This is a genomic window from Ralstonia mojiangensis (assembly GCF_023955645.1).
In the GTDB taxonomy this organism is placed as follows: Bacteria; Pseudomonadota; Gammaproteobacteria; order Burkholderiales; family Burkholderiaceae; genus Ralstonia; species Ralstonia mojiangensis.
In genome coordinates this window covers 48,512-68,346 of sequence record NZ_JAMXHU010000001.1, presented here as the reverse complement: position 1 = coordinate 68,346, position 19,835 = coordinate 48,512, and the positions used below count along the sequence as shown (strand labels likewise).

Here is a 19,835-nt window from a genome sequence, read left to right as displayed (position 1 = left end):
CCGCGGTTTCACCCCGACGCTTGAGCCTTTCATCATGACGTTCGAGGCGTTTACCCCCGCTCGCGCGGCTCCGACCACCGTGTTCGGAGGTTCAACTGTCGTGCGCGAGCCTCCGGCCCTGGAATCGTTCACGGATGGATCGACGAAATGACCCTCGGACGGTCGCGCTTCACGGTTTCACACTCGCACGCGAACCTCAGACCGTGACGCTCCACTGTTTTACTGTCGTGCGTGAGCCTCAAACAGTGGAGACATCGACAGTTTGACCCTCGTGCGCGACCCTCGGACTGTGGCATTCCACAGTTTTAGGCTCGCGCGCGATGCCTGGACATTGACGTTCCACAGTTTCACCCTCGCGCCTGAGTCTTGGAGGGTGACACTCCACGGTTTTACCCTCGCACGTGAGCTGCAGACTGTGAGGCGTCAGAGGGTTGTTGCGTCAGAGCGCGTGCTGATACGGAAACAAGGCCGCGTTGAACCCGCCGAGCGCACGCAGATGCGCCCAGTCGAAATGCGGCCCCGGATCGGTCTTGCGGCCCGGTGCAATGTCCGAGTGCCCGGCAATCGCCGTAATGGGATACGCGGCGCAGATCGCCCGCACCAGCGACGCCGTGGCGGCGTACTGCTCGGGCGTGAAGGGCAGATCATCCGTGCCCTCGATTTCGATGCCGATCGAGAAGTCGTTGCAGCGCGTTCGGCCGAAAAAGTCCGACGCACCGGCATGCCACGCGCGCGCGTCGCACGGCGCGAACTGCACGCACGCTCCTGTGCGACGAATGAAGAAATGCGCCGATACACGCACGCCACGCAACTGATCGAAGTACGGATGCGCGTCGCAGTCGAGCGTGTTGGCAAAGAAGTCGAGCACGTGCTCGGTGCCGAAGTCCGCCACGGATTGCGCCGGCGGCAGGCTGATGTTGTGCAGCACGATCAGGTCGATCGGCATGCCTTCGGGCCGCGCGTCGATATTCGGCGACGGATACCGGCGCGCGCCATCGACCCATCCGTCAGCGCCGATATGCACCCGATCAGGCATCGCCGTTCAGCCCATTTCCGGCAGGTTCGCCCACGTTGCCAGGGGCTTCGATGTCCCGCGGGTCACGAATGCCAAGTTGCTGCATGCGATAGCGCAACTGGCGGAACGACAGTCCGAGCAGCTTGGCGGCCGCCGTGCGGTTGAAGCCCGTCTGGTCCAGGGCGGCCAGGATCACGTTGCGCTCAACCGACTCCAGATAGGCCGGCAGATCGATCGGCAATGCCACGCTCGGCAGCGACGGCTCCGCCGGCTGCGCTACGGGTGCCGGCTCGGGCGGTGCCACCGGTTGCGGCATCCCCAAGGGGCTTGGCACCGGCGCAGGCATGTAGACGGCATCAGGCCAGCTCGCCATCGGCGGCGACATCGGGTGATGGGCCGCTGCGGCTGCCTGCGCCTCGCGCGTGCGGTGGAACAGCGGCGAGCGCTCGATCTCGGCGCCCAGCGCGCCAAGGTCATCCACGTCGATCGACTCGCCTTCCGCAAACGCGTAGGCGCGCTCCAGCAGGTTCTCCAGCTCACGCACGTTGCCCGGGAACGGGTACGCGCACAGTTGCTGCAGCGCCGGACGCGTCAGGCGCTTGGGGCGCGGATCGCCGTAGCGGCTGGCGAGCTGTTCGAGCAGCACGCCGGCCAGCACGGGCACGTCTTCGCCCCGCTCGCGCAGCGTGGGCATGCGCAGCTCCAGCACGTTCAGGCGGTAGAACAAGTCTTCGCGGAAACGGCCGGCGGCCACCAGACGGGCCAGATTCTGGTGGCTCGCGCACACGACGCGCACGTCGACGGGGTCTTCACGGCTTTCGCCGATCTTGCGCACGCGGCGCTCTTGCAACGCGCGCAGCAATTTCACCTGCATCGTGAGCGGCAGGTCGGCCACCTCATCGAGCATGAGCGTGCCGCCGTTGGCCGCCTGGAAGAAACCCTGGCGATCGCTGTCGGCGCCGGTAAAAGCGCCTTTCACGTAGCCGAAAAACTCGGCTTCCATCAGGTTCTCAGGAATCGCACCGCAGTTGACCGCCACAAACGGCCGCGATGCACGCGCAGACAGCGCATGCACGGCGCGCGCCGCACGCTCCTTGCCGCTGCCGGATTCGCCGCTGATCACCACCGGCGCCATGCTGCGCGCCAGGCGCATCAGCGAGCGGCGCACTTCCTGCATGGCGGCGGAATGGCCGGGCAGCAGGTCGTTGGTGCGTTCGGCCAAGTCGGCATTGCCGGGATCGGGATCGCGTTGCTGGCGGCCCAGCGCGTTGAGCACGAGGCTGCGCAACTGGTCCAGCGAGAGCGGCTTGGCGATGTAATCGAACGCGCCGGCCTTGAGCGCTTCGACCGCGTTCTCGGCGCTGCCATAAGCGGTGATGACGGCCACCGGCGTGCGATCTGCCGTGGCAGAAAGCTGGCGCACGAGTTCAATGCCCAGGCCATCGCCCAGGCGCATGTCGGTCAGCACGAGTGCGAAGCGCTGGCGGGAGAGCGCCTCGCGCGCCTCGGCCAGTCCGCTGGCGAGCACGACGTCGTGCCCCATGCGGCGCAGGGAAATCTCCAGCAGCTCGCGCAGGTCGGCTTCGTCATCGACGACGAGAATGGGTTCGCGAACGATGGCGGCTTTGGACATGGTTCAGCAGAAGATCGGCAGAAATTCGCGGCCAGCGGATCATTCCGCGATCGGCCCGGCAGGTTGGTCAAACATCAGGGTGATGACGAAGGCGCGGCGCGGCAATGTGTCGCGCGCCTCCATGGTCAACGCTCCGGTGCGATCGAGCAAGGATTCCAGTGCGATGGCGCCGTAACGGATCTGCGCATCGTTGGCGCTACACAACTCGCGCGCCATGTAGAGGCCCAGGCCAGTGCCTTGGGCGTCATTCGTGAAGAACGGCTCGAACAGGCTGCGCTGCTGCTCGGTCGGCACTTCCGGGCCGTCGTTCCAGATCACGAGCTCGGCGTGGGTCTCGTCCAGCGCGTAGGCGGCCAGCTGGATCGAACCGGGCACACGGCGGCAATAGCGCAGCGCGTTGTCGAGCATGTTGCCCACCACCTGCTGCAACTGCGCCGGGTCGAACAGCACGGGCTTGTCCAGGTCGACCGCCACGCGCACGAGGTTCGGGTTGATCTCGGTTGCTTCACCTGCGCGGCGCAGAGCCTCGGCACGCCAGCGTTCGACGACTTCCGGCAGTACCTGCGCCAGTTGCACGCGCACGCGTTCGCCACGCGGGCGGCGCGAGAGCATCAGCACGTCGGCGACCACCTGGTCGAGCCGGCGCACGTTGTCACGGATGATGCGCAGCAGGCGCGTCTCCACGCCGGAGTTTTCCGGGCGCACGTGTGCGCCGCCATCCTGGCCGTCGCCCGGATCGTCCAGCAGTTCCGCAGCTTGGCTGATCGCGGCCAGCGGGTTGCGGATCTGATGCGCGACGCTGGCCACCAGCCGCCCCATCGAGGCCAGCTTTTCCTGCTGGGCCTGCTCCGCCACACGCTCCCAGCTTTCCACGTGGACGAGCACGGTGTCATGCAGCTCGTGACGCAGAAACACTTCGTCATCCGCCGACCAGCCCTGCGGGATGGCCTCGGCCGATGGAATACGCGGACGCATCTCGGCGCCCTCACCCAGCAAGCTCAGGCCGATCGAGCTGACAAGGCTATCCATATAGACACTGCGCAGGTTGGCCAGGCTCGGCAGGATGAAGCGCAGGCGCAGGCGGGCGCTCAACATGGCGCGGCCAGCCCGGCCACCCGAGGCGATGGGCAGCAGGTCGAGGATGCGCGGTGCGTCGTCGTCACCGGTGCCATCGGAGGGACGGCTCTTGCGGCGCAGCCACTGGCGCAGCGTTTCGAGCAGCGGGCGCAGGTGCGGCACGTCCTTCAGGTCAAACAGCGTCGCACCGCTGCCGACAAACGCGCTCTGCGGCACGCCCAGCAGCATGGCTGCAGCCGGGTTGGCGGCAACGACACGGCCGTCGGCACGCACCAGCATCACGCCGTCCTGCATGTCGTAGACCATCAGGCGGTTGACGAGCTGTTGCAAGCGCAACTCGCGCTCGCGGGCCATCGTCAAACGTTCCTGCGCAATCTGACGATGCGACAGGCCGTACATCGTCGACGCGGCCATCATGTAGACCAGGCCGTACAGCCCGGCAGACGCCAGCCCAGGCGCAATCACGCCGTCGCTCATCATCTGCAGGAACGGATCGGCCAGCACCACGATCGAGGCCACGGCCGCCGTGAACAGCGCAAACAGCAGGCTGGTGAGCGCGCCTGCGGCCAGCACGGGCACCAGCAGCACCATCGCCACGCTGGCTGACAGGCGCGAAAGCGTGGCATACGCCAGCCCCAGGAACAGCAGGTCGAGCACCACGTCCAGCCGCACGCGGAATTGGAATCGCGTGCGCCACCAGCCGGCCGCCGCCAGGATCAGCAGGGCCATCGCCAGATACGGCAGCGTCAGACTGAGCAGGGCGTCACTATTGGGCAGGCCGACTGCGTCGTTGTGCTCGCGCGGCACCATCACGAATAGCAACAGCACCAGCGCCACGGCTGCGCGGCTGAAGGCGAAATAGCGCAGCAGGCGCCACTGGAATTCAGGCGGATCGGGCTCCAGCCAGACCGATCGGATTGCGCGCCAGGCGTTCAGGCGCGAGAGCAGGCTGCGCGCGGCGGACGGCGTTGCCCGCGCGGCACCCGACGCTTCGGGTGTCATGTGTTGCCCCGGTCAGCATGCTCGGGGCAGCGATAGCGGCCGCCCGGCAGCGCGATCATGCCGGTGCGCGGCGCATGCACGCCGCACACGGCACATTGCTCGATGGGTTGCGAAGCCTTGGGCTCAGGCGTGCGATTGGGCGCGCCCTGCCCGCGCGAGGCTGTCTGGCCCTGCCCCGAAGAGCGGGAGGAACGCGTCCCGAGGCGGCTCAACCACCACCAGCCAGCGAGCAGCATCAGGATCAGCAGGACAGGACGGGACATGGGGAACAGACAAGGACAGGTAACGGCGCTGGCGCCAGGAACGCGCTAGGCGCGATGCAGGATGACTTCGAGCACGAAGCGGCTGCCCACGTATGCCAGCAGCAGGATCGCAAAGGCCGCCATCACCCAGCGCAGCGCCACACGTCCGCGCCAGCCGCGAAAACGTCGGCCGATCAGGATGCCACCGAACATCGCCCAGGACAGCACGGCAAAGATGTTCTTGTGATCGAAATGGAAGGCGCTGTGGAACAGCTGTTCGGAGAACAGCACGCCCGAGGCAATCGTCAGCGTCAGCAGAACGAAGCCCGCCCCGATCAGCCGGAACAGCAGTTTTTCGAGCGTGAGCAACGGCGGCAGCAGATCCAGCCAGCGGCTGAACCAGCTTGCCTCCGGGCGATTGATGGTGTGCAGGCGACGCTCTGCAGCCAGCATGAGGATCGCGTGGAATGCCGCCAGCGTGAACAACCCGTAGGCGACGTTGGCAATAGCGAAGTGCAGCTTGAACAGCGGGCTGGCCGCATAGCCGAGTATTTGCGTGCCGGGGAAGGCCACCGGCAGCAGGCTTCCGACCAGCGCCACCGGCATCACCAGCAGGCCGAGGCCGGCCAGTGAGAAGAAGAGGCTTTCGATCCAGAAAATGCCCACGCCCAGCCAAAGCATGGCCGACAGCGCATAGGCAAAGCCAAATACCATGGCGCTGGCCGGGAAGATCGTCTCGTGCAGCAGGAACCCGTGCGCGATCAAGGCCGCCAGCAAACCCCAGCGCCACCAGGCCGGGACCGTGTCGGCGGCGCCAGGAGGCGGCGGAACGAGCACCGTGGCGCCCGGCGATTGACCGCCTGCCGCCATGGCTCCCGCCGGGGCCTGGGCCCCCAGTCCACCGCGTCGCGCCCACGCTACCGAAGCGAGGATGCCGTAGAGAAGCGCCGTCAGCGCATACAGTACAATTGACATTTGCACAGTTTACCGCAGCGCACCCCGGTTTTGGCTGGGGCCCGCCCCCGCCGAAAGCCTCGTTGGGCGGCAACGCAACATGCGCGCATTAAGCACATTCCCTGCCGGTGCAAACCAAACGCGCGCCGGCCTCCTCTTCATCCCGTCCCCAATTCCGGATCTCTGTCACTGTCATGCTGGATAACCTGACCCAACGGCTCGCGCGCGTGGTCAAGACCATGCGCGGCGAAGCGCGCCTGACCGAAGCCAACACCGCCGAGATGCTGCGCGAAGTCCGCCTGGCACTGCTCGAAGCCGACGTGGCGCTGCCGGTCGTGCGCGAGTTCATTGCCCGCGTCAAGGAAAAAGCGCTCGGCGAAGACGTCATCACAAGCCTTTCGCCTGGCCAGGCGCTGGTCGGCATCGTCCAACGCGAACTGACGGCCATCATCGGCGGCCAGGAAGCGCTGGAAGGCGTCGGCAACAACATCATGGGCGGCCGCGCGGCGGAGTTGAACCTCAACGTCACGCCACCCGCGATCATCCTGATGGCCGGTCTGCAGGGCGCGGGTAAGACCACCACGGTCGGCAAGCTCGCCAAGTGGCTCAAAGAGAACAAGAAGAAGAAAGTACTGACGGTGTCGTGCGACGTGTATCGCCCCGCCGCCATCGCGCAGTTGAAGACCGTTTCCGAGCAGGTCGGCGCGGACTTCTTCCCCTCGCAGCCGGACCAGAAGCCGGTGGACATTGCCGCCGCAGCACTGGACTGGGCCAAGAAGCACTACCACGACGTGCTGATCGTCGATACGGCCGGCCGCCTCGGTATCGACGAGGCGATGATGCAGGAGATCGCCGCGCTGCACGCCACGCTCAAGCCGGCTGAAACGCTATTCGTAGTCGACGCGATGCTCGGCCAGGATGCCGTCAACACCGCCAAGGCCTTCAACGACACCCTGCCGTTGACCGGCGTGGTGCTGACCAAGCTCGATGGGGATGCGCGCGGTGGCGCGGCGCTGTCGGTACGTCACATCACGGGCAAGCCGATCAAGTTCGTCGGTGTGGCCGAAAAGCTCGACGGGCTGGAGCCGTTTTATCCCGACCGCATGGCCCAGCGCATTCTGGGCATGGGCGACATCCTTGCGCTGGTGGAAGAAGCCCAGCGCGGTGTCGACATGGAAGAGGCGCAGAAGCTTGCGGCCAAGATCAAGAAGACCGGCGGCTTCGACCTCGAAGACTTCAAGGCGCAGATCGGCCAGATGAAGAAGATGGGCGGCCTGGGCAGCCTGATGGACAAGCTGCCGGCACAGTTTGCGCAACAGGCGCAGGGCGCCAACATGGACCAGGCGGAAAAGCAGGTCCGCCGCATGGAAGGCATCATCAACAGCATGACGGCCGCCGAGCGTGCCAAGCCCGAACTCATCAAGGCGAGCCGTAAGCGCCGGATTGCCGCTGGTGCGGGCGTGCAAGTGCAGGAAGTCAACCGTCTGCTCAACCAATTCGAGCAGATGCAAGGCATGATGAAAAAGCTCAAAGGCGGCGGCATGATGAAGATGATGCGCGCCATGGGCGGCATGAAAGGCGGCATGAAGGGGATGTTCGGCGGCCGCTGAGCGGGCTACCCTCCTTCCTGAATCGCACCTTTGATCCACACACCGAACCGTTTCACCGAACTGACAAGATGCTGAGCGCAGAACAGGCCCGCGAACTCTGGGCCAACTCCGAAGAAATCGTCAGCGAAGACGCCGTGCGCGGCTCGCTGGACCGCATGGCCGAACAGATCACCGAGAAGATCGGCGACACCTTCCCGATGGTGCTGTCCGTGATGGGCGGGGCGGCCGTCTTTACCGGCATGCTGCTGCCCAAGCTGGCGTTCCCGCTGGAGTTCGACTACATCCACCTCTCGCGCTACAACAACAAGACGGTGGGCGGCGAGATGCAGTGGCGGGTGGCACCGCGCGAGTCGGTCAAGGGCCGCACAGTGCTGGTGCTGGACGACATCCTCGACGAAGGCGAAACGATGGCCGCCATCCGCTCGCGCATCATCGACATGGGCGCCGCCGAGTTCTACTCCGCCGTGCTGTGCGAGAAGACGCTCAGCAAGTCCAAGCCGCTGTACCCGGACTTCTGCGGCTTCAACGTGCCTGACCGCTACGTGTTCGGCTGCGGCATGGACGCCAAGGGCTACTGGCGCAACCTGCCGACCATCCGCGCGCTCAAGAACACCTGAGGCGGCACCGCGGCAAACAAAAAAGGGCGACTAATGTGTCGCCCTTTTTGTTTGCCCACGCCCTGCGGTCAAAGCTGGTGCGCGAACGTGCGGATGCCCTTGAGCAGCATCTCCACCGAGATCGCCACCAGAATCAACCCCATCAGCCGCTCGAACGCCATCACCGTGCGCTCCCCCACGAGGCGCTGGATATGCGTCGCGCTCAGCAGCACCACGGCGCACACGGCCATCGTCGCGCATAGCGAGCCGACCCACGTCCACATGCGCCCGGGCGCCTGTGACACCAGCAGCATCACCGTGGCCATCGCCGACGGCCCCGCGATGGCTGGAATCGCCAGCGGCACGATGAAGGGCTCGCCGGTGGGCTGCGACTCGGCAGCCCCCTCACGCGGGAAGATCATCCGCAGTGCGATGAGGAACAGCACGATGCCACCTGCAATCTGCAGCGACATGTCGGTCAGGCTCATCATGCGCAGGAAACTCTCGCCAAAGAACATGAAGACGAGCAGCAGCACGAACGCAATACCGACCTCGCGCAGCACGACGCGGTTGCGGCGCTCGGGCGCCACCGGCCGCAGCGCCGAGATGAAGATGGGAATGTTGCCGAGCGGATCGGTGATCAGCACCAGCAGGACGGTCGCGGAGAGGAACGTATATTCCATCGCCTAACTTCGATCAGGCGCCGCGACGGTATGGGCGTTCACGCAGCCATTTGGTGGCGATCCATTTTTCACCGCGCTCGACCGGCAGCCCGGCATGCAGCGTGTCTTCGTCCAGCGTGCCGTCGGGGCGTTTGTAGACGAAAAAGACAGCGTTGCCCTTGACCGGCGCCACCTCTAGCCCGAGCTTTGGAAAGCCCGTCGCGCCGCCGGCCTGCACGCTGTTCAGATAGATGACCATGGTGGCCACGCGCTGGCCACCGACTTCAAGCTGGCGCGCCTCGCCGCTGCGGCCCGGGTTGAAGAAGTCGAAGTGCGGCTGATATTCGCCACCCGGCTGGTAGTTCAGGACCTGGAAGCCTTCGCCGTGTTCGACCGGCACGCCCACGGCCTGCGCAATGCGTGCCTCGATCTTGGCGATCAATGGATGCTCGCCCACCTGGAACATGCCGCCTTGGCTGGTGCGCGCCGAAATGAGGTTCTCCTCGCCCGTATCGGGGTTCACCACGGGCGAACGTTTGAGGCGGTTGCGCCCGATCGCGATCAGTTCGTCACACTCCTGGTCTGACAGAAAGTGCTGGAACAGCACGATGCGCGGCGTTTCGATCGCAAACAGGATGGGGATGTCGCCATCAGCGGTATGCACTGCGTTGCTGTTTTCGACCGCCTGATCGGTGACGGGTGTGGGCGCAGGCGCAGCAATCGGGGCAGGCGCGCGGGCGGTCAGCGCCTCATCGACGACGCGGCGCGCGAAGGCGCGGTCGTAACCGGATTGCACCATCGACGCCACCAGGGATTCGGCTTCGAAACCTTCGGTCACGTGACGCTGCAGCCAGTCGCGCAGCGCGTCAGACATCGTCGCGTACGGTTGGGTGGTGGACATGCGGGATGGGGATGCGGGCGAGCCAGAGATGGCCCTATTGTAGGCCGACCGCTCGCCGACGGAAGATCACGAACCGCCGGCCGGACCGCCAGCAATACGCAGCGGGGAGAACGGATTGCGCGCCGGAACTTCTGGCAACGCCTTGGCGCGCGGCGTTGGCGAGGCGGGCTCGGCAGGAACCGGCGCAGACACCGTCATCGCGCTCGACTCCTGATACTGCCAGCGCTTCCAGGCGGCCAGCACGGCATTCGGATATTGCGGCTGCCCGCGGCTGCCGTTGTAGCGGCCCAGCGCCAAATACAGATTGCCGCCTTCCATGTCGAGGTAATGACGCAGGATCGTGCAGCCGTAGCGCAGGTTGCTCTGCAGATGGAAGAGCTTGCGCGCGTCGTTGTCGCCGATGCTGCGTGTCCAGAACGGCATCACCTGCATCAGCCCCATCGCGCCGGCACTGCTCATGGCGTACTTGCGGAAACCGCTTTCCACTTGGATCAGGCCGAGCACCAGCGCCGGGTCGAGGCCCGCACGCTTGGCTTCGTAATACGCCGTCTCGATCAACTCGACACGCACCGATGCCTGAGGAATCTTGCCCGACATGCGCACCGACATCTCGGCCAGCCAGCGCAGGTAGCCGAGTTGCTCGTCGTTGCTGGCAAATACCGGGCGCAGCGGGCGGCTGTCGGCCACCGCGGCAGACAGCGCGCTGCGCACGGAGTCGGCCAAGTACTCCTCTTTCTGGGCGCCCGCCCATGCCACCTGCGCGCCCGCGAGCAACGTCCCTGCGCACAGCACAGCGGCGATCAGGCGGAGGGAAAACAAGCGGGGCATGCGTGGCAGGTCCTGTCGTTGCGTTACTGCGCGAGACGCGCCTTCAGCGTAGCCAGCACGTCGGCCGGCGCTACGGCGGTGGCAGCTTCGTCGCGGCGGCCCTGGAATTCCAGCTTGCCTTCCTTCAGGCCGCGGTCGCCCACCACCACGCGGAACGGCACGCCGATCAGCTCCCAGTCGGCGAACATCGCGCCGGGGCGCTCGCCGCGATCGTCCAGCATCACGTCGATGCCGGCGGCGACCAGCTCGGCATGCAAGCGATCGGCCTCGGCGCGCACGGCGTCGGAGCGGTCGTAGCCCACCGGGCAGATCACCACCTGGAACGGGGCGATCGACGCCGGCCAGATAATCCCGCGCGCATCGTAGTTCTGCTCGATGGCCGCACCCAGGATCCGCGTGATGCCGATGCCGTAGCAGCCCATCACCATCGGCTGGGTCTTGCCGTTTTCATCAAGGAACGTCGCGTTCATCGCCTCGGAGTAACGCGTGCCCAGCATGAAGACGTGGCCCACTTCAATGCCGCGGCAGACGGCGAGCGTGCCCTTGCCGTCCGGCGACGGATCGCCCGCCACCACGTTGCGCAGATCGTAGACCTCGGGTTCGGGCAGATCGCGGCCCCAGTTCACCCCGGTGAAGTGGTAGTCCTCTTCATTGGCGCCAATGACAAAGTCGCTCATGACCGCAACGGCGCGGTCCGCCACCACCTTGATCGGCTGCTTGGTGCCGATTGGGCCCAGGTAGCCCGGAGGCGTACCAAACGCGCGCAGGATTTCCCCTTCCGTGGCGAAGCGGAATTCGGCCAGGCCCGGCACCTTCGATGCCTTGACCTCGTTGAGTTCGTGATCGGCACGCAGCAGCAGCATCCAGATCTGCGGCTCAGCACCCTCGACTTCCGTGGCCAGCACGATGGATTTGACGTTGCGCTCCAGCGCAATGCCCAACTGTTCGGCAACCGCCTCGCACTTGGTGCGGCCCGGCGTGTGCGTCTTGGTGAACGCCTCCGTCGGCGCAGCGCGCGGCGTGGCCGGTGCGAGCGCCTCGGCGGCTTCGATATTGGCGGCGTAGTCCGAATCGGGGCAGTAGATGATGGCGTCTTCTCCCGTCTCGGCGATCACGTGGAATTCCTGCGAACCCGATCCGCCGATGGCGCCGTTGTCAGCCGCCACCGCACGAAAATCCAGCCCAAAGCGCCGGAAGATGCGCATGTAAGCGTCAAACATCTTCTGATACGACGCCTTCAGACCCTCGGCGTCGCGGTCGAAGGAGTACGCGTCCTTCATGGTGAATTCGCGGCCGCGCATGATGCCGAAGCGCGGGCGACGCTCGTCGCGGAACTTGGTCTGGATCTGGTAGAAATTGACCGGCATCTGCTTGTACGAGCGGATCTCGGTGCGGGCGATGTCGGTCACCACCTCTTCCGAGGTCGGCTGGATGACGAAGTCGCGGTCGTGGCGGTCCTTCACGCGCATCAGCTCGTCGCCCATCTTGTCCCAGCGGCCGGTTTCCTGCCACAGCTCGGCCGGCTGCACCACCGGCATCAGCACTTCCACCGCGCCGGCGGCATTCATTTCTTCACGCACGATCTGCTCGACCTTGCGAATCACCCGCAGGCCCACGGGCATATACGTATAGAGACCTGCGCCGAGCTTCTTGATCATGCCGGCACGCATCATCAACTTATGCGAGACGATCTCCGCGTCGGAGGGCGCTTCTTTGAGCGTGGAAATGAAGAATTGGGACGCTTTCATGCGACTGACAATAAGGGATGACGCAGCCAACCAAAGCCGCGAAAACAAGGGCAAAAGCCACCGGAATCAGGAGATGAGACGAGGCGCCAGACGCACATTCGCGCGATCAGCACCCCTCCCCCAGGAGGCGCGAGTGAGCGGCAACATTTCGGCTTCTGTGACAGCCGAGCGACGGGCCGCTCTATAATCGGCGTAATTCTAAAGTATTCGAGGTGCAGTCATGCTCGATCGTGAAGGCTTCCGCCCGAACGTCGGCATCATCCTCATCAACGCAAGAAACGAGGTGTTCTGGGGCAAGCGCATTGGCGAGCACTCCTGGCAGTTTCCACAAGGCGGCATCAAGTACGGCGAAACGCCCGAACAAGCGATGTTCCGCGAACTGCACGAAGAAGTCGGCCTGTTGCCAGAACACGTCCGGATCGTCGGTCGCACGCGCGACTGGCTGCGGTATGAGGTGCCGGACAAGTTCATCCGCCGCGAAATACGCGGCCACTACCGGGGCCAGAAACAGATCTGGTTCCTGCTGCGCATGGTCGGTCGCGACTGCGACATCCAACTGCGTGCCACCGAGCATCCGGAATTCGATGCGTGGCGGTGGAGCCAGTACTGGGTGCCGCTCGAAGCCGTCATCGAGTTCAAGCGCGAGGTGTATCAGCTGGCGCTGTCGGAGCTTTCGCGCTTCGTGCAGCGGCAGACTCGCGCACCGCTCTCGCCTTACGGGCGCGGCGGGCAGCACCGTGAGCGCGACGGACGTGATGGGCGCGAAGGCCGCGAACGTTCCGGCGGCCAAAGCGGCCGAAACGAGCAGTATGCCCAGCCGGCCCTGACGGTCACCACCACGACGGTCATCGTCGAAACGGTGAGCGTATCCGCACCTGCCCCCTCCCTTCCCAACCCTGACGACACGGCTCCCAAGGACAATTCGTGAATCTGATGACGACGACACGTGGAGCGCGCCGCGCTCTCGTGCCGCTCGCGCTGGCGGCTGCGCTGGCGTTGACGGCATGTGGCCATAACCGCACCGGCGACCTCGAAGACAAGCTGTTGATGGACCCGTTCAACGACAAGCCCTTCAAGGAAGACGCCGTGACCTTCCCGGCCCCGCCGGTCGATCGTGATGCCGTGCCGTTCGATGTGGGCGGTCGCACTGATTCGCCGCTGCGTTTTGCCATCGATCCGAAATCGGTGTCGATCGGCAAGGACAACGTGGTGCGCTACACCGTGCTGATCACCAGCAAGACCGGCGCGCGGAACGTGAACTATGAAGGCCTGCGCTGCGACACGGCCGAGCGACGCATCTATGCGACGCTGCGCAATGACTCCAACCAGTGGGTCGGGAACCGCGCGGTCGACATGAATGAAACCGCAAATGCTGAATCCGCCAGCATGAACGCCTACAAACCGGCCACCGATTGGCAGCGCGTTGGCAATGGCGGCCCGACGGACTATGCGTCGGCGCTGATGCGCTCGTACTTCTGCGACGTGCGCTCAGTAGCGGGAGATGGAAAGGCGTCTACGCTGGTGCAACGGCTGGGCGGCAGCGGGCGCTATTTCGGGCCGTAAACGCCTGGAGATTTTGATTGGACGTTGGTGGCCCAACCTCTCCTTTCGCCCCCCCTGCCGGGGCCGAAGAGGGCAAGCCACCAACACCCCAACTCAGAGCAATACCAGATTGTCCCGGTGCACCAACTCGGCAGCACTCACATACCCCAGCACCGCCTCGATCTCCGAAGAAGACTTCCGCGCAATCAAGCGGGCCTCAGCTGACGAATAGTTCGTCAACCCACGGGCGACTTCCAGCCCCGCCGCGTCCACGCACGAGATCACTTCGCCGCGCGCAAACTCCCCCTGCACTTCGGTCACGCCAATCGGCAGCAACGACTTGCCGCCGGCCGTGAGTTTTTCTACCGCCCCGGCATCCAGCACCACGCGACCGCGCAGCTGAAGATGATCGATCATCCACTGCTTGCGCGCCGCCATCCGCCCGGTCGGCGCGCGAAGTTGCGTGCCGATGGCCTCGCCGCTCGCCAGCCGCGCAAGCACATCAGCCTCGCGGCCCGACGCGATGATTGTGTGCGCGCCGGATTTTGCCGCGCGCTTGGCCGCCAGAATCTTCGTCAACATGCCGCCCTTGCCGATGCTCGAACCGGCGCCGCCAGCCATCTGCTCAAGGTCAGGCGTGCCGGCCTGCGCCTCGTCGACAAAGCGAGCACCTGGGTCCTTGCGCGGGTCAGCGGTATACAGGCCGCGCTGGTCTGTCAGGATGATCAGTGCATCGCCTTCGATCAAATTGGTGACAAGCGCGCCCAGCGTGTCGTTGTCGCCGAACTTGATTTCATCGGTGACGACGGTGTCGTTCTCGTTGATGATCGGCACGACACCGAGGCTCAGCAGCGTGAGCAGCGTGGAACGTGCGTTGAGATAGCGCTCGCGATCGGCCAAATCGCCATGCGTGAGCAGCACCTGCGCTGTGCGGATGCTGTGCCGCGCGAACTCAGATTCGTACACCTGGGCCAGCCCCATCTGCCCGACCGCGGCGGCGGCCTGCAACTCATGAATTTCCTTCGGGCGCTTGGCCCAGCCCAACCGCTGCATGCCCTCGGCGATGGCGCCGGAGCTGACCAGCACGACTTCCTTGCCCGCCGCCCGTAACGCCGCGATCTGCGCGGCCCAGCGGGCAATGGCGGCCTGGTCGAGGCCACGACCATCGTTGGTAACCAGGCTGGAACCGACCTTGACGACAAGGCGGCGCGCATCGGCAATCAGCGAATGCAGGGCCATGGTGGGCGTGTCTCCGAAGGATGTTGTGTTTAGGCTTGACCGTCGTGGTCGACGTTGTGCAGGCTCGGGTCTAGACGCTGGTCGGGCGCGGCGGCGGCCGCATCCTCTTCGGCGCGCAGCTCGTCGAGGTATTCCTGGATCGCGTGGACCAGCGCCTGCGTGCCATCGTGCGTCAACGCAGAAATGCGGTGCACCGGACCCTTCCACTTGAAGCGCTTCACGAAGTCTTTCACGCGCGCTTCGCGTTCGTCCTCGGGCACCATGTCGAGCTTGTTGAGCACGAGCCAGCGCGGCTTGTCGAAGAGTTCAGCGTCGTATTTCTTCAGCTCGCCGACAATCGCCTTGGCTTCGGCCACCGGGTCGACGTTCTCGTCGAACGGGGCGAGATCCACCACGTGCAGCAACACGCGCGTGCGCTGCAGGTGCCGCAAGAACTGGTGGCCCAAACCGGCGCCTTCCGCTGCGCCTTCGATCAGGCCGGGAATGTCCGCCACCACGAACGACTTCGATGGGCCACTCCGCACCACACCCAGATTCGGGTGCAGCGTCGTGAACGGGTAGTCCGCAATCTTCGGACGCGCATTGGAAATGGCGGTGATCAGCGTCGATTTGCCCGCATTGGGCATACCGAGCAAGCCCACGTCGGCCAGCACCTTTAATTCGAGGCGCAAGTTGCGGCGCTCACCGGCCTTGCCGTCGGTCTTCTGCCGCGGCGCGCGGTTGGTGCTCGACTTGAAGTGGATGTTGCCCCAGCCGCCCTCGCCGCCCTGCGCCAGGCACAGGCGCTGGCCGTCGACGGTCAGGTCGGCAATCAGCTCTTCCGTGTCGGCATCGTAAATGGCCGTGCCCACAGGCATGCGCAGCGTGATGTCGTCGCCAGCGGCGCCGTAGCAATCGGCACCACGGCCGTTTTCACCATTGCGCGCGAGGTGCTTCTTGGCGAAGCGGTAGTCGATCAGGGTGTTGATGTTGCGGTCAGCCACGGCCCACACACTGCCGCCACGCCCACCGTCGCCGCCGTCCGGTCCGCCAAACGGGACGAATTTCTCGCGGCGCATCGAGGCGCTGCCGTTGCCGCCGTCACCAGCGATCACTTCAATCCGGGCTTCGTCGATGAACTTCATGGAGGTCTCCGCCCGTGCGGCGTACGCACGGCAGGTAAAAAGAAATCGGCGCCACTCGCGCCATCGCTAACAGAACGCGCCTGGAATCGTGCGCCGAGAAGCTGCGTACCGCCCAGGACCAGGGTCGCGTTTTGTTAGCGGCCAGAAACGAAAAAGCCCCGCACGGGTGCGGGGCCTTTCTACTACAAGGCTGAATCAGGCCGCCGGAACAACGTCGACGAACTGCTTCTTGCCTTCGCCGCGGTTGGCGAACTTCACGTGGCCATCGACCAGCGCGAAGAGGGTGTGGTCCTTGCCCATGCCCACGTTCACGCCAGCGTGCGTGCGGGTGCCGCGTTGGCGAACGATGATGCCGCCAGCGTTGATGGCTTGACCACCGTACACCTTCACGCCCAGGCGCTTCGACTCGGAATCGCGGCCGTTCCGTGTGGAACCGCCGCCTTTTTTCTGTGCCATGACTGAACTCCTATCCGGTTACGTAGACGACGCAGCCTTAGGCCACGATCGAGTCGATACGCAACTCGGTGTAATTTTGACGATGCCCTTGGCGCTTTTGATAGTGCTTACGACGGCGCATCTTGAAGATGTGCACTTTGTCGTGACGACCGTGGGAGATGACGGTGGCTTTGACGGCAGCCCCGCTCACCAGCGGCGCACCAACCTTGAGTTGGTCGCCGGCGCCCACTGCGAGCACCTGGTCAAGCGTGATTTCTGCGCCAACGTCCGCCGGTATCTGTTCTACTTTCAGTTTTTCGCCAGCAGCAACCTTGTATTGCTTACCGCCGGTTTTTACGACCGCGTACATTGTCGGACCTCGATAAAAGAACTAAAACGTGACTCTTGTGCCACTCGACGCCCGCATGCGCGGACAACGGACACAGAGAACTCGCAACTATACAAGAAAAACCCAAGCAAATCAAAGGCTAATGCGTTACGGGCGTGCTGCGCCCGCGCAACGCACCCGCCACGTCAAGCGTGGTGCGCCGGGCCATCGGGCAAACCACCTTGTTGCTCTATAATCTCGCGGTTTTTTGCGCAGCATCGTACGCGCGCAAGTTGACCACCAGCCACACGCTTTCTGTCGGAATTCGCCTTGACCCAGACCTCCGCCTCCGTCCTGCTCGCCCCTGTCGCTGAAGACATGCGCGCCGTCGATGCCGTGATCCGCCGCCGCCTGGGCTCGGAGGTGGTGCTGATCAATCAGATCGGCGAATACATCATCAGCGCTGGCGGCAAGCGGCTGCGCCCGGTGATTCTGCTGCTGGTGGCGAATGCGCTCGGATACAAGGGCGAGCATCAGCACGAACTGGCCGCCGTGGTCGAGTTCATCCACACGGCCACACTGCTGCACGACGACGTGGTTGATGAATCCGACCTGCGCCGCGGCCGAAAGACCGCCAACGCCGTGTTCGGCAACGCAGCCAGCGTGCTGGTGGGCGATTTCCTGTATTCGCGCGCCTTCCAGATGATGGTGCAGGCCAACAGCATGCGCATCATGCAGATCCTGGCCGACGCAACTAACATCATTTCCGAAGGCGAGGTTCTGCAACTGCTGAACATGCATGACCCGGACGTAACGGAAGAGCGCTACCTGCAGGTCATTCGCTACAAGACCGCCAAGCTGTTCGAGGCAGCTGCCCAGATCGGTGCAGTGCTCTCGGGCGCAGACGCCGCCACTGAAGAAGCCGCCGCCGAGTACGGCCGCCGCATCGGCACCGCGTTCCAGATCGTCGACGACCTGCTCGACTACACGTCCACCGCCGACCAGATGGGCAAGAACGCTGGCGACGACCTGCGCGAAGGCAAGCCGACCCTACCACTCATCCACCTGCTGTCAAACGGCACGGAAGAACAGCGCGCACTGGTGCGCCAAGCCATCGAGCAAGGCGGCACGGAGCATTTCGACGCCATCTTCGCTGCCATTCAGGCTTCCGGCGCGCTGGAGTACACGCGCCAGGCCGCCGAGCGCGAAGCCGCCGCAGCTGAAGCAGCAGCAAACGCATTACCCCCTTCCCTTTTCCGTCAGACGCTGATAGACTTGTGTGCTTTCTCGCTGCAACGTCAGTCCTGACACGCACGAGATCTGCGAAGAAGCATCGGGGTGTAGCTTAGCCTGGTAGAGCGCTACGTTCGGGACGTAGAGGCCGGAGGTTCGAATCCTCTCACCCCGACCAGAAATTCCCTTGTCGATCAAGGACATCAAGCCCAGCAATTGCTGGGCTTTTTTGTTTCTGAACGACCATCTGAGGGAGCCTGCGTTAGCGGCATGCGCAACGGCTGCCCGCATCGGCGCGACAAACCCCTCTGTTATAGTGGGCACTTCGCCGCCCCTCCTCTCCTGCCTTGGACTCTTGGCCGCTCTGGGCACAAATCGGCGCCGTCGTGCTGCTGTTGTGCTGCTCCGCCTTCTTCTCGATTTCCGAAACCGCGATGATGGCCCTCAACCGCCATCGCCTGCGGCATCTTGCCAAGTCCAACGTATCGGGCGCGCGCAATACGCAGCAGTTGCTCGGTCAGACCGACAAGCTGCTCTCGCTCATCCTGATCGGCAACAATCTGATCAACACCGCTGTGCCGGTGCTGATCACCACCCTGGCAATCCACTACTTCGGCAACAACGGAACGACGCTGTCGATCGCCACGGCCATCGTCGCGTTTCTCATCATCGTATTTGCGGAGATTGCCCCCAAGATCGTAGGCGCGACCTACCCCGAACGCGTGGCCTTCCCGGCCAGTTTCATCATCAAGCCGCTGCTGCAGATTTCGACGCCGCTGGTCGCGGTGGTCAACGCGTTTGCCATGGGTGTCCTGCGATTGGTGCGCATCAACACGCGCAAGGCGCCGGAGCAGCGCATGTCGACCGAGGAACTGCGCACGCTGGTGCTGGAATCAGGTAACTTCATTCCGCACAAGCACCGCAGCATCCTGCTCAACCTGTTCGACCTTGACGTCATCACCGTGGACGACGTGATGACGCCGCGCGCGCGCGTGGAATCGCTCGATCTGTCACGCCCGATTGAAGAAGTCATCCAGCAGCTCGAAACCTGCTATCACAACAAGCTGCCCGTGTTCGAGCAGGATAGCGATCAGGTGATCGGCATCCTGCATGTGCGCAAGGCGCTGTCACTGCTGGGGCACACCGAACTCACGCACGACGATTTCCGGGGCTTGCTCGCCGAGCCGTATTTTGTACCGAGCGGCACGCCCGTTTTCCGCCAGCTACAGTACTTTCAGGAGAACCGCCGCCGTCTCGGCCTGATCGTCAATGAATACGGCGACATGCTGGGATTGGTGACGCTTGAAGACATCATCGAAGAGATGATCGGCGAGTTCACCACCACGCTGCCCAACGCCGGCAAGCTGGCCTGGGACAAGGAAGGCACTTATCTTGCGGATGCGGGAATGTCGTTGCGCGATCTGAACCGGCGTCTAGGCTTGGGCCTGCCGACCGACGGCCCGAAGACGCTCAACGGGCTGTTACTGGAAGTGCTGGAAGAGATTCCCGAAGCGACTGTGAGTGTGAAGATTGCGAGCTGCGTGATGGACATCGTCCAGATGGACAGCCAATCGATCCGGACGGTACGCCTGCACCAGCCGCCGCAATCAAAGCGCAGTTGACGCCACACTCAAGCGCGAACGCTTCAGTTGGAGCGGTTTTCTGC

General features: G+C 64.3%; 19 protein-coding genes and 1 tRNA gene. 7 read left to right on the top strand and 13 right to left on the bottom strand.

Translation table 11 applies throughout. The annotated features are described in order from the left end of the window. Positions 1 to 439: 439 nt before the first annotated feature. The 5 genes from ampD to NG898_RS00290 are packed head-to-tail and all read right to left on the bottom strand — an operon-like array spanning position 440 to position 5,944. Positions 440 to 1,036: a 1,6-anhydro-N-acetylmuramyl-L-alanine amidase AmpD gene (gene ampD, locus NG898_RS00310; RefSeq protein ID WP_252690584.1), complete on the bottom strand. Its 597-nt coding sequence runs from the start codon at positions 1,034 to 1,036 to the stop codon at positions 440 to 442. Beyond that, a complete protein-coding gene (locus tag NG898_RS00305; protein ID WP_252690582.1) occupies positions 1,029 to 2,648 on the bottom strand; it encodes a sigma-54-dependent transcriptional regulator in 1,620 nt (539 codons plus the stop codon). The genes ampD and NG898_RS00305 overlap by 8 nt, the downstream gene beginning before the upstream one ends. A gap of 39 nt (positions 2,649 to 2,687) precedes the next feature. Then, on the bottom strand, positions 2,688 to 4,727 hold the full coding sequence (locus tag NG898_RS00300) for an ATP-binding protein (protein WP_252690580.1): 2,040 nt from the start codon (positions 4,725 to 4,727) through the stop codon (positions 2,688 to 2,690). Then, on the bottom strand, positions 4,724 to 4,990 hold the full coding sequence (locus NG898_RS00295; RefSeq protein ID WP_092972382.1) for a hypothetical protein: 267 nt from the start codon (positions 4,988 to 4,990) through the stop codon (positions 4,724 to 4,726). Before NG898_RS00295 ends, NG898_RS00300 begins: the two co-directional genes overlap by 4 nt. A 45-nt stretch (positions 4,991 to 5,035) precedes the next feature. Then, a complete protein-coding gene (locus tag NG898_RS00290) occupies positions 5,036 to 5,944 on the bottom strand; it encodes a cytochrome C assembly family protein (RefSeq protein WP_252690578.1) in 909 nt (302 codons plus the stop codon). 173 nt (positions 5,945 to 6,117) lie between these two features. Here NG898_RS00290 and ffh point away from each other — a divergent pair, with 173 nt between their 5' ends. Continuing rightward, positions 6,118 to 7,533 carry a signal recognition particle protein gene (ffh, locus tag NG898_RS00285; protein ID WP_045204785.1) on the top strand — a complete coding sequence of 472 codons (1,416 nt, stop codon included), beginning with the start codon at positions 6,118 to 6,120 and terminating at the stop codon, positions 7,531 to 7,533. A gap of 68 nt (positions 7,534 to 7,601) precedes the next feature. Continuing rightward, on the top strand, positions 7,602 to 8,150 hold the full coding sequence (locus NG898_RS00280; protein ID WP_024979154.1) for a hypoxanthine-guanine phosphoribosyltransferase: 549 nt from the start codon (positions 7,602 to 7,604) through the stop codon (positions 8,148 to 8,150). 68 nt (positions 8,151 to 8,218) lie between these two features. On the opposite strand, the gene NG898_RS00275 is transcribed toward NG898_RS00280, so the two are convergent. The 4 genes from NG898_RS00275 to NG898_RS00260 form a co-directional block, all read right to left on the bottom strand. Continuing rightward, positions 8,219 to 8,812, bottom strand: coding sequence for a MarC family protein (locus NG898_RS00275; protein WP_012436452.1), 594 nt, complete (start codon positions 8,810 to 8,812; stop codon positions 8,219 to 8,221). A 13-nt stretch (positions 8,813 to 8,825) separates the two neighbouring features. Then, on the bottom strand, positions 8,826 to 9,692 hold the full coding sequence (locus NG898_RS00270; RefSeq protein ID WP_252690577.1) for a 2OG-Fe(II) oxygenase: 867 nt from the start codon (positions 9,690 to 9,692) through the stop codon (positions 8,826 to 8,828). A 66-nt stretch (positions 9,693 to 9,758) separates the two neighbouring features. Further along, a complete protein-coding gene (locus NG898_RS00265; RefSeq protein ID WP_252690575.1) occupies positions 9,759 to 10,520 on the bottom strand; it encodes a lytic transglycosylase domain-containing protein in 762 nt (253 codons plus the stop codon). A gap of 23 nt (positions 10,521 to 10,543) precedes the next feature. Further along, complete coding sequence (locus tag NG898_RS00260; protein WP_252690574.1) at positions 10,544 to 12,268, bottom strand: proline--tRNA ligase; 1,725 nt, start codon at positions 12,266 to 12,268, stop codon at positions 10,544 to 10,546. 220 nt (positions 12,269 to 12,488) lie between these two features. On the opposite strand from NG898_RS00260, the gene NG898_RS00255 reads away from it, so the two are divergent. Both NG898_RS00255 and NG898_RS00250 read left to right on the top strand, forming a co-directional pair. Then, the gene (locus NG898_RS00255) at positions 12,489 to 13,196 is read left to right on the top strand and encodes an RNA pyrophosphohydrolase (RefSeq protein WP_092972376.1); all 708 of its coding nucleotides are present in this window, start codon (positions 12,489 to 12,491) and stop codon (positions 13,194 to 13,196) included. Between the two features lie 5 nt (positions 13,197 to 13,201). Next, complete coding sequence (locus tag NG898_RS00250) at positions 13,202 to 13,831, top strand: CNP1-like family protein (protein WP_092972375.1); 630 nt, start codon at positions 13,202 to 13,204, stop codon at positions 13,829 to 13,831. A 93-nt stretch (positions 13,832 to 13,924) separates the two neighbouring features. Here NG898_RS00250 and proB read toward each other — a convergent pair whose 3' ends face one another. The 4 genes from proB to rplU all read right to left on the bottom strand — a co-directional run bounded on the left by proB (position 13,925) and on the right by rplU (position 16,978). After that, positions 13,925 to 15,049, bottom strand: coding sequence for a glutamate 5-kinase (gene proB / locus NG898_RS00245; protein WP_175537137.1), 1,125 nt, complete (start codon positions 15,047 to 15,049; stop codon positions 13,925 to 13,927). Between the two features lie 29 nt (positions 15,050 to 15,078). After that, the gene (gene obgE, locus NG898_RS00240) at positions 15,079 to 16,173 is read right to left on the bottom strand and encodes a GTPase ObgE (protein WP_252690572.1); all 1,095 of its coding nucleotides are present in this window, start codon (positions 16,171 to 16,173) and stop codon (positions 15,079 to 15,081) included. Between the two features lie 195 nt (positions 16,174 to 16,368). Further along, a complete protein-coding gene (gene rpmA / locus NG898_RS00235) occupies positions 16,369 to 16,629 on the bottom strand; it encodes a 50S ribosomal protein L27 (RefSeq protein WP_004633021.1) in 261 nt (86 codons plus the stop codon). Between the two features lie 37 nt (positions 16,630 to 16,666). Further along, positions 16,667 to 16,978, bottom strand: coding sequence for a 50S ribosomal protein L21 (rplU, locus tag NG898_RS00230; protein WP_004633023.1), 312 nt, complete (start codon positions 16,976 to 16,978; stop codon positions 16,667 to 16,669). A gap of 336 nt (positions 16,979 to 17,314) precedes the next feature. Between rplU and ispB the strand changes: the two genes are divergently transcribed. The 3 genes from ispB to NG898_RS00215 all read left to right on the top strand — a co-directional run bounded on the left by ispB (position 17,315) and on the right by NG898_RS00215 (position 19,791). Then, a complete protein-coding gene (ispB, locus tag NG898_RS00225) occupies positions 17,315 to 18,244 on the top strand; it encodes an octaprenyl diphosphate synthase (protein ID WP_050775659.1) in 930 nt (309 codons plus the stop codon). Between the two features lie 26 nt (positions 18,245 to 18,270). After that, positions 18,271 to 18,347, top strand: a tRNA-Pro gene (locus tag NG898_RS00220). 169 nt (positions 18,348 to 18,516) lie between these two features. Beyond that, positions 18,517 to 19,791 (top strand): HlyC/CorC family transporter, encoded by a 1,275-nt coding sequence (locus NG898_RS00215; RefSeq protein WP_252690570.1) that lies wholly within the window; start codon positions 18,517 to 18,519, stop codon positions 19,789 to 19,791. The last annotated feature ends 44 nt before the right edge of the window (positions 19,792 to 19,835 follow it).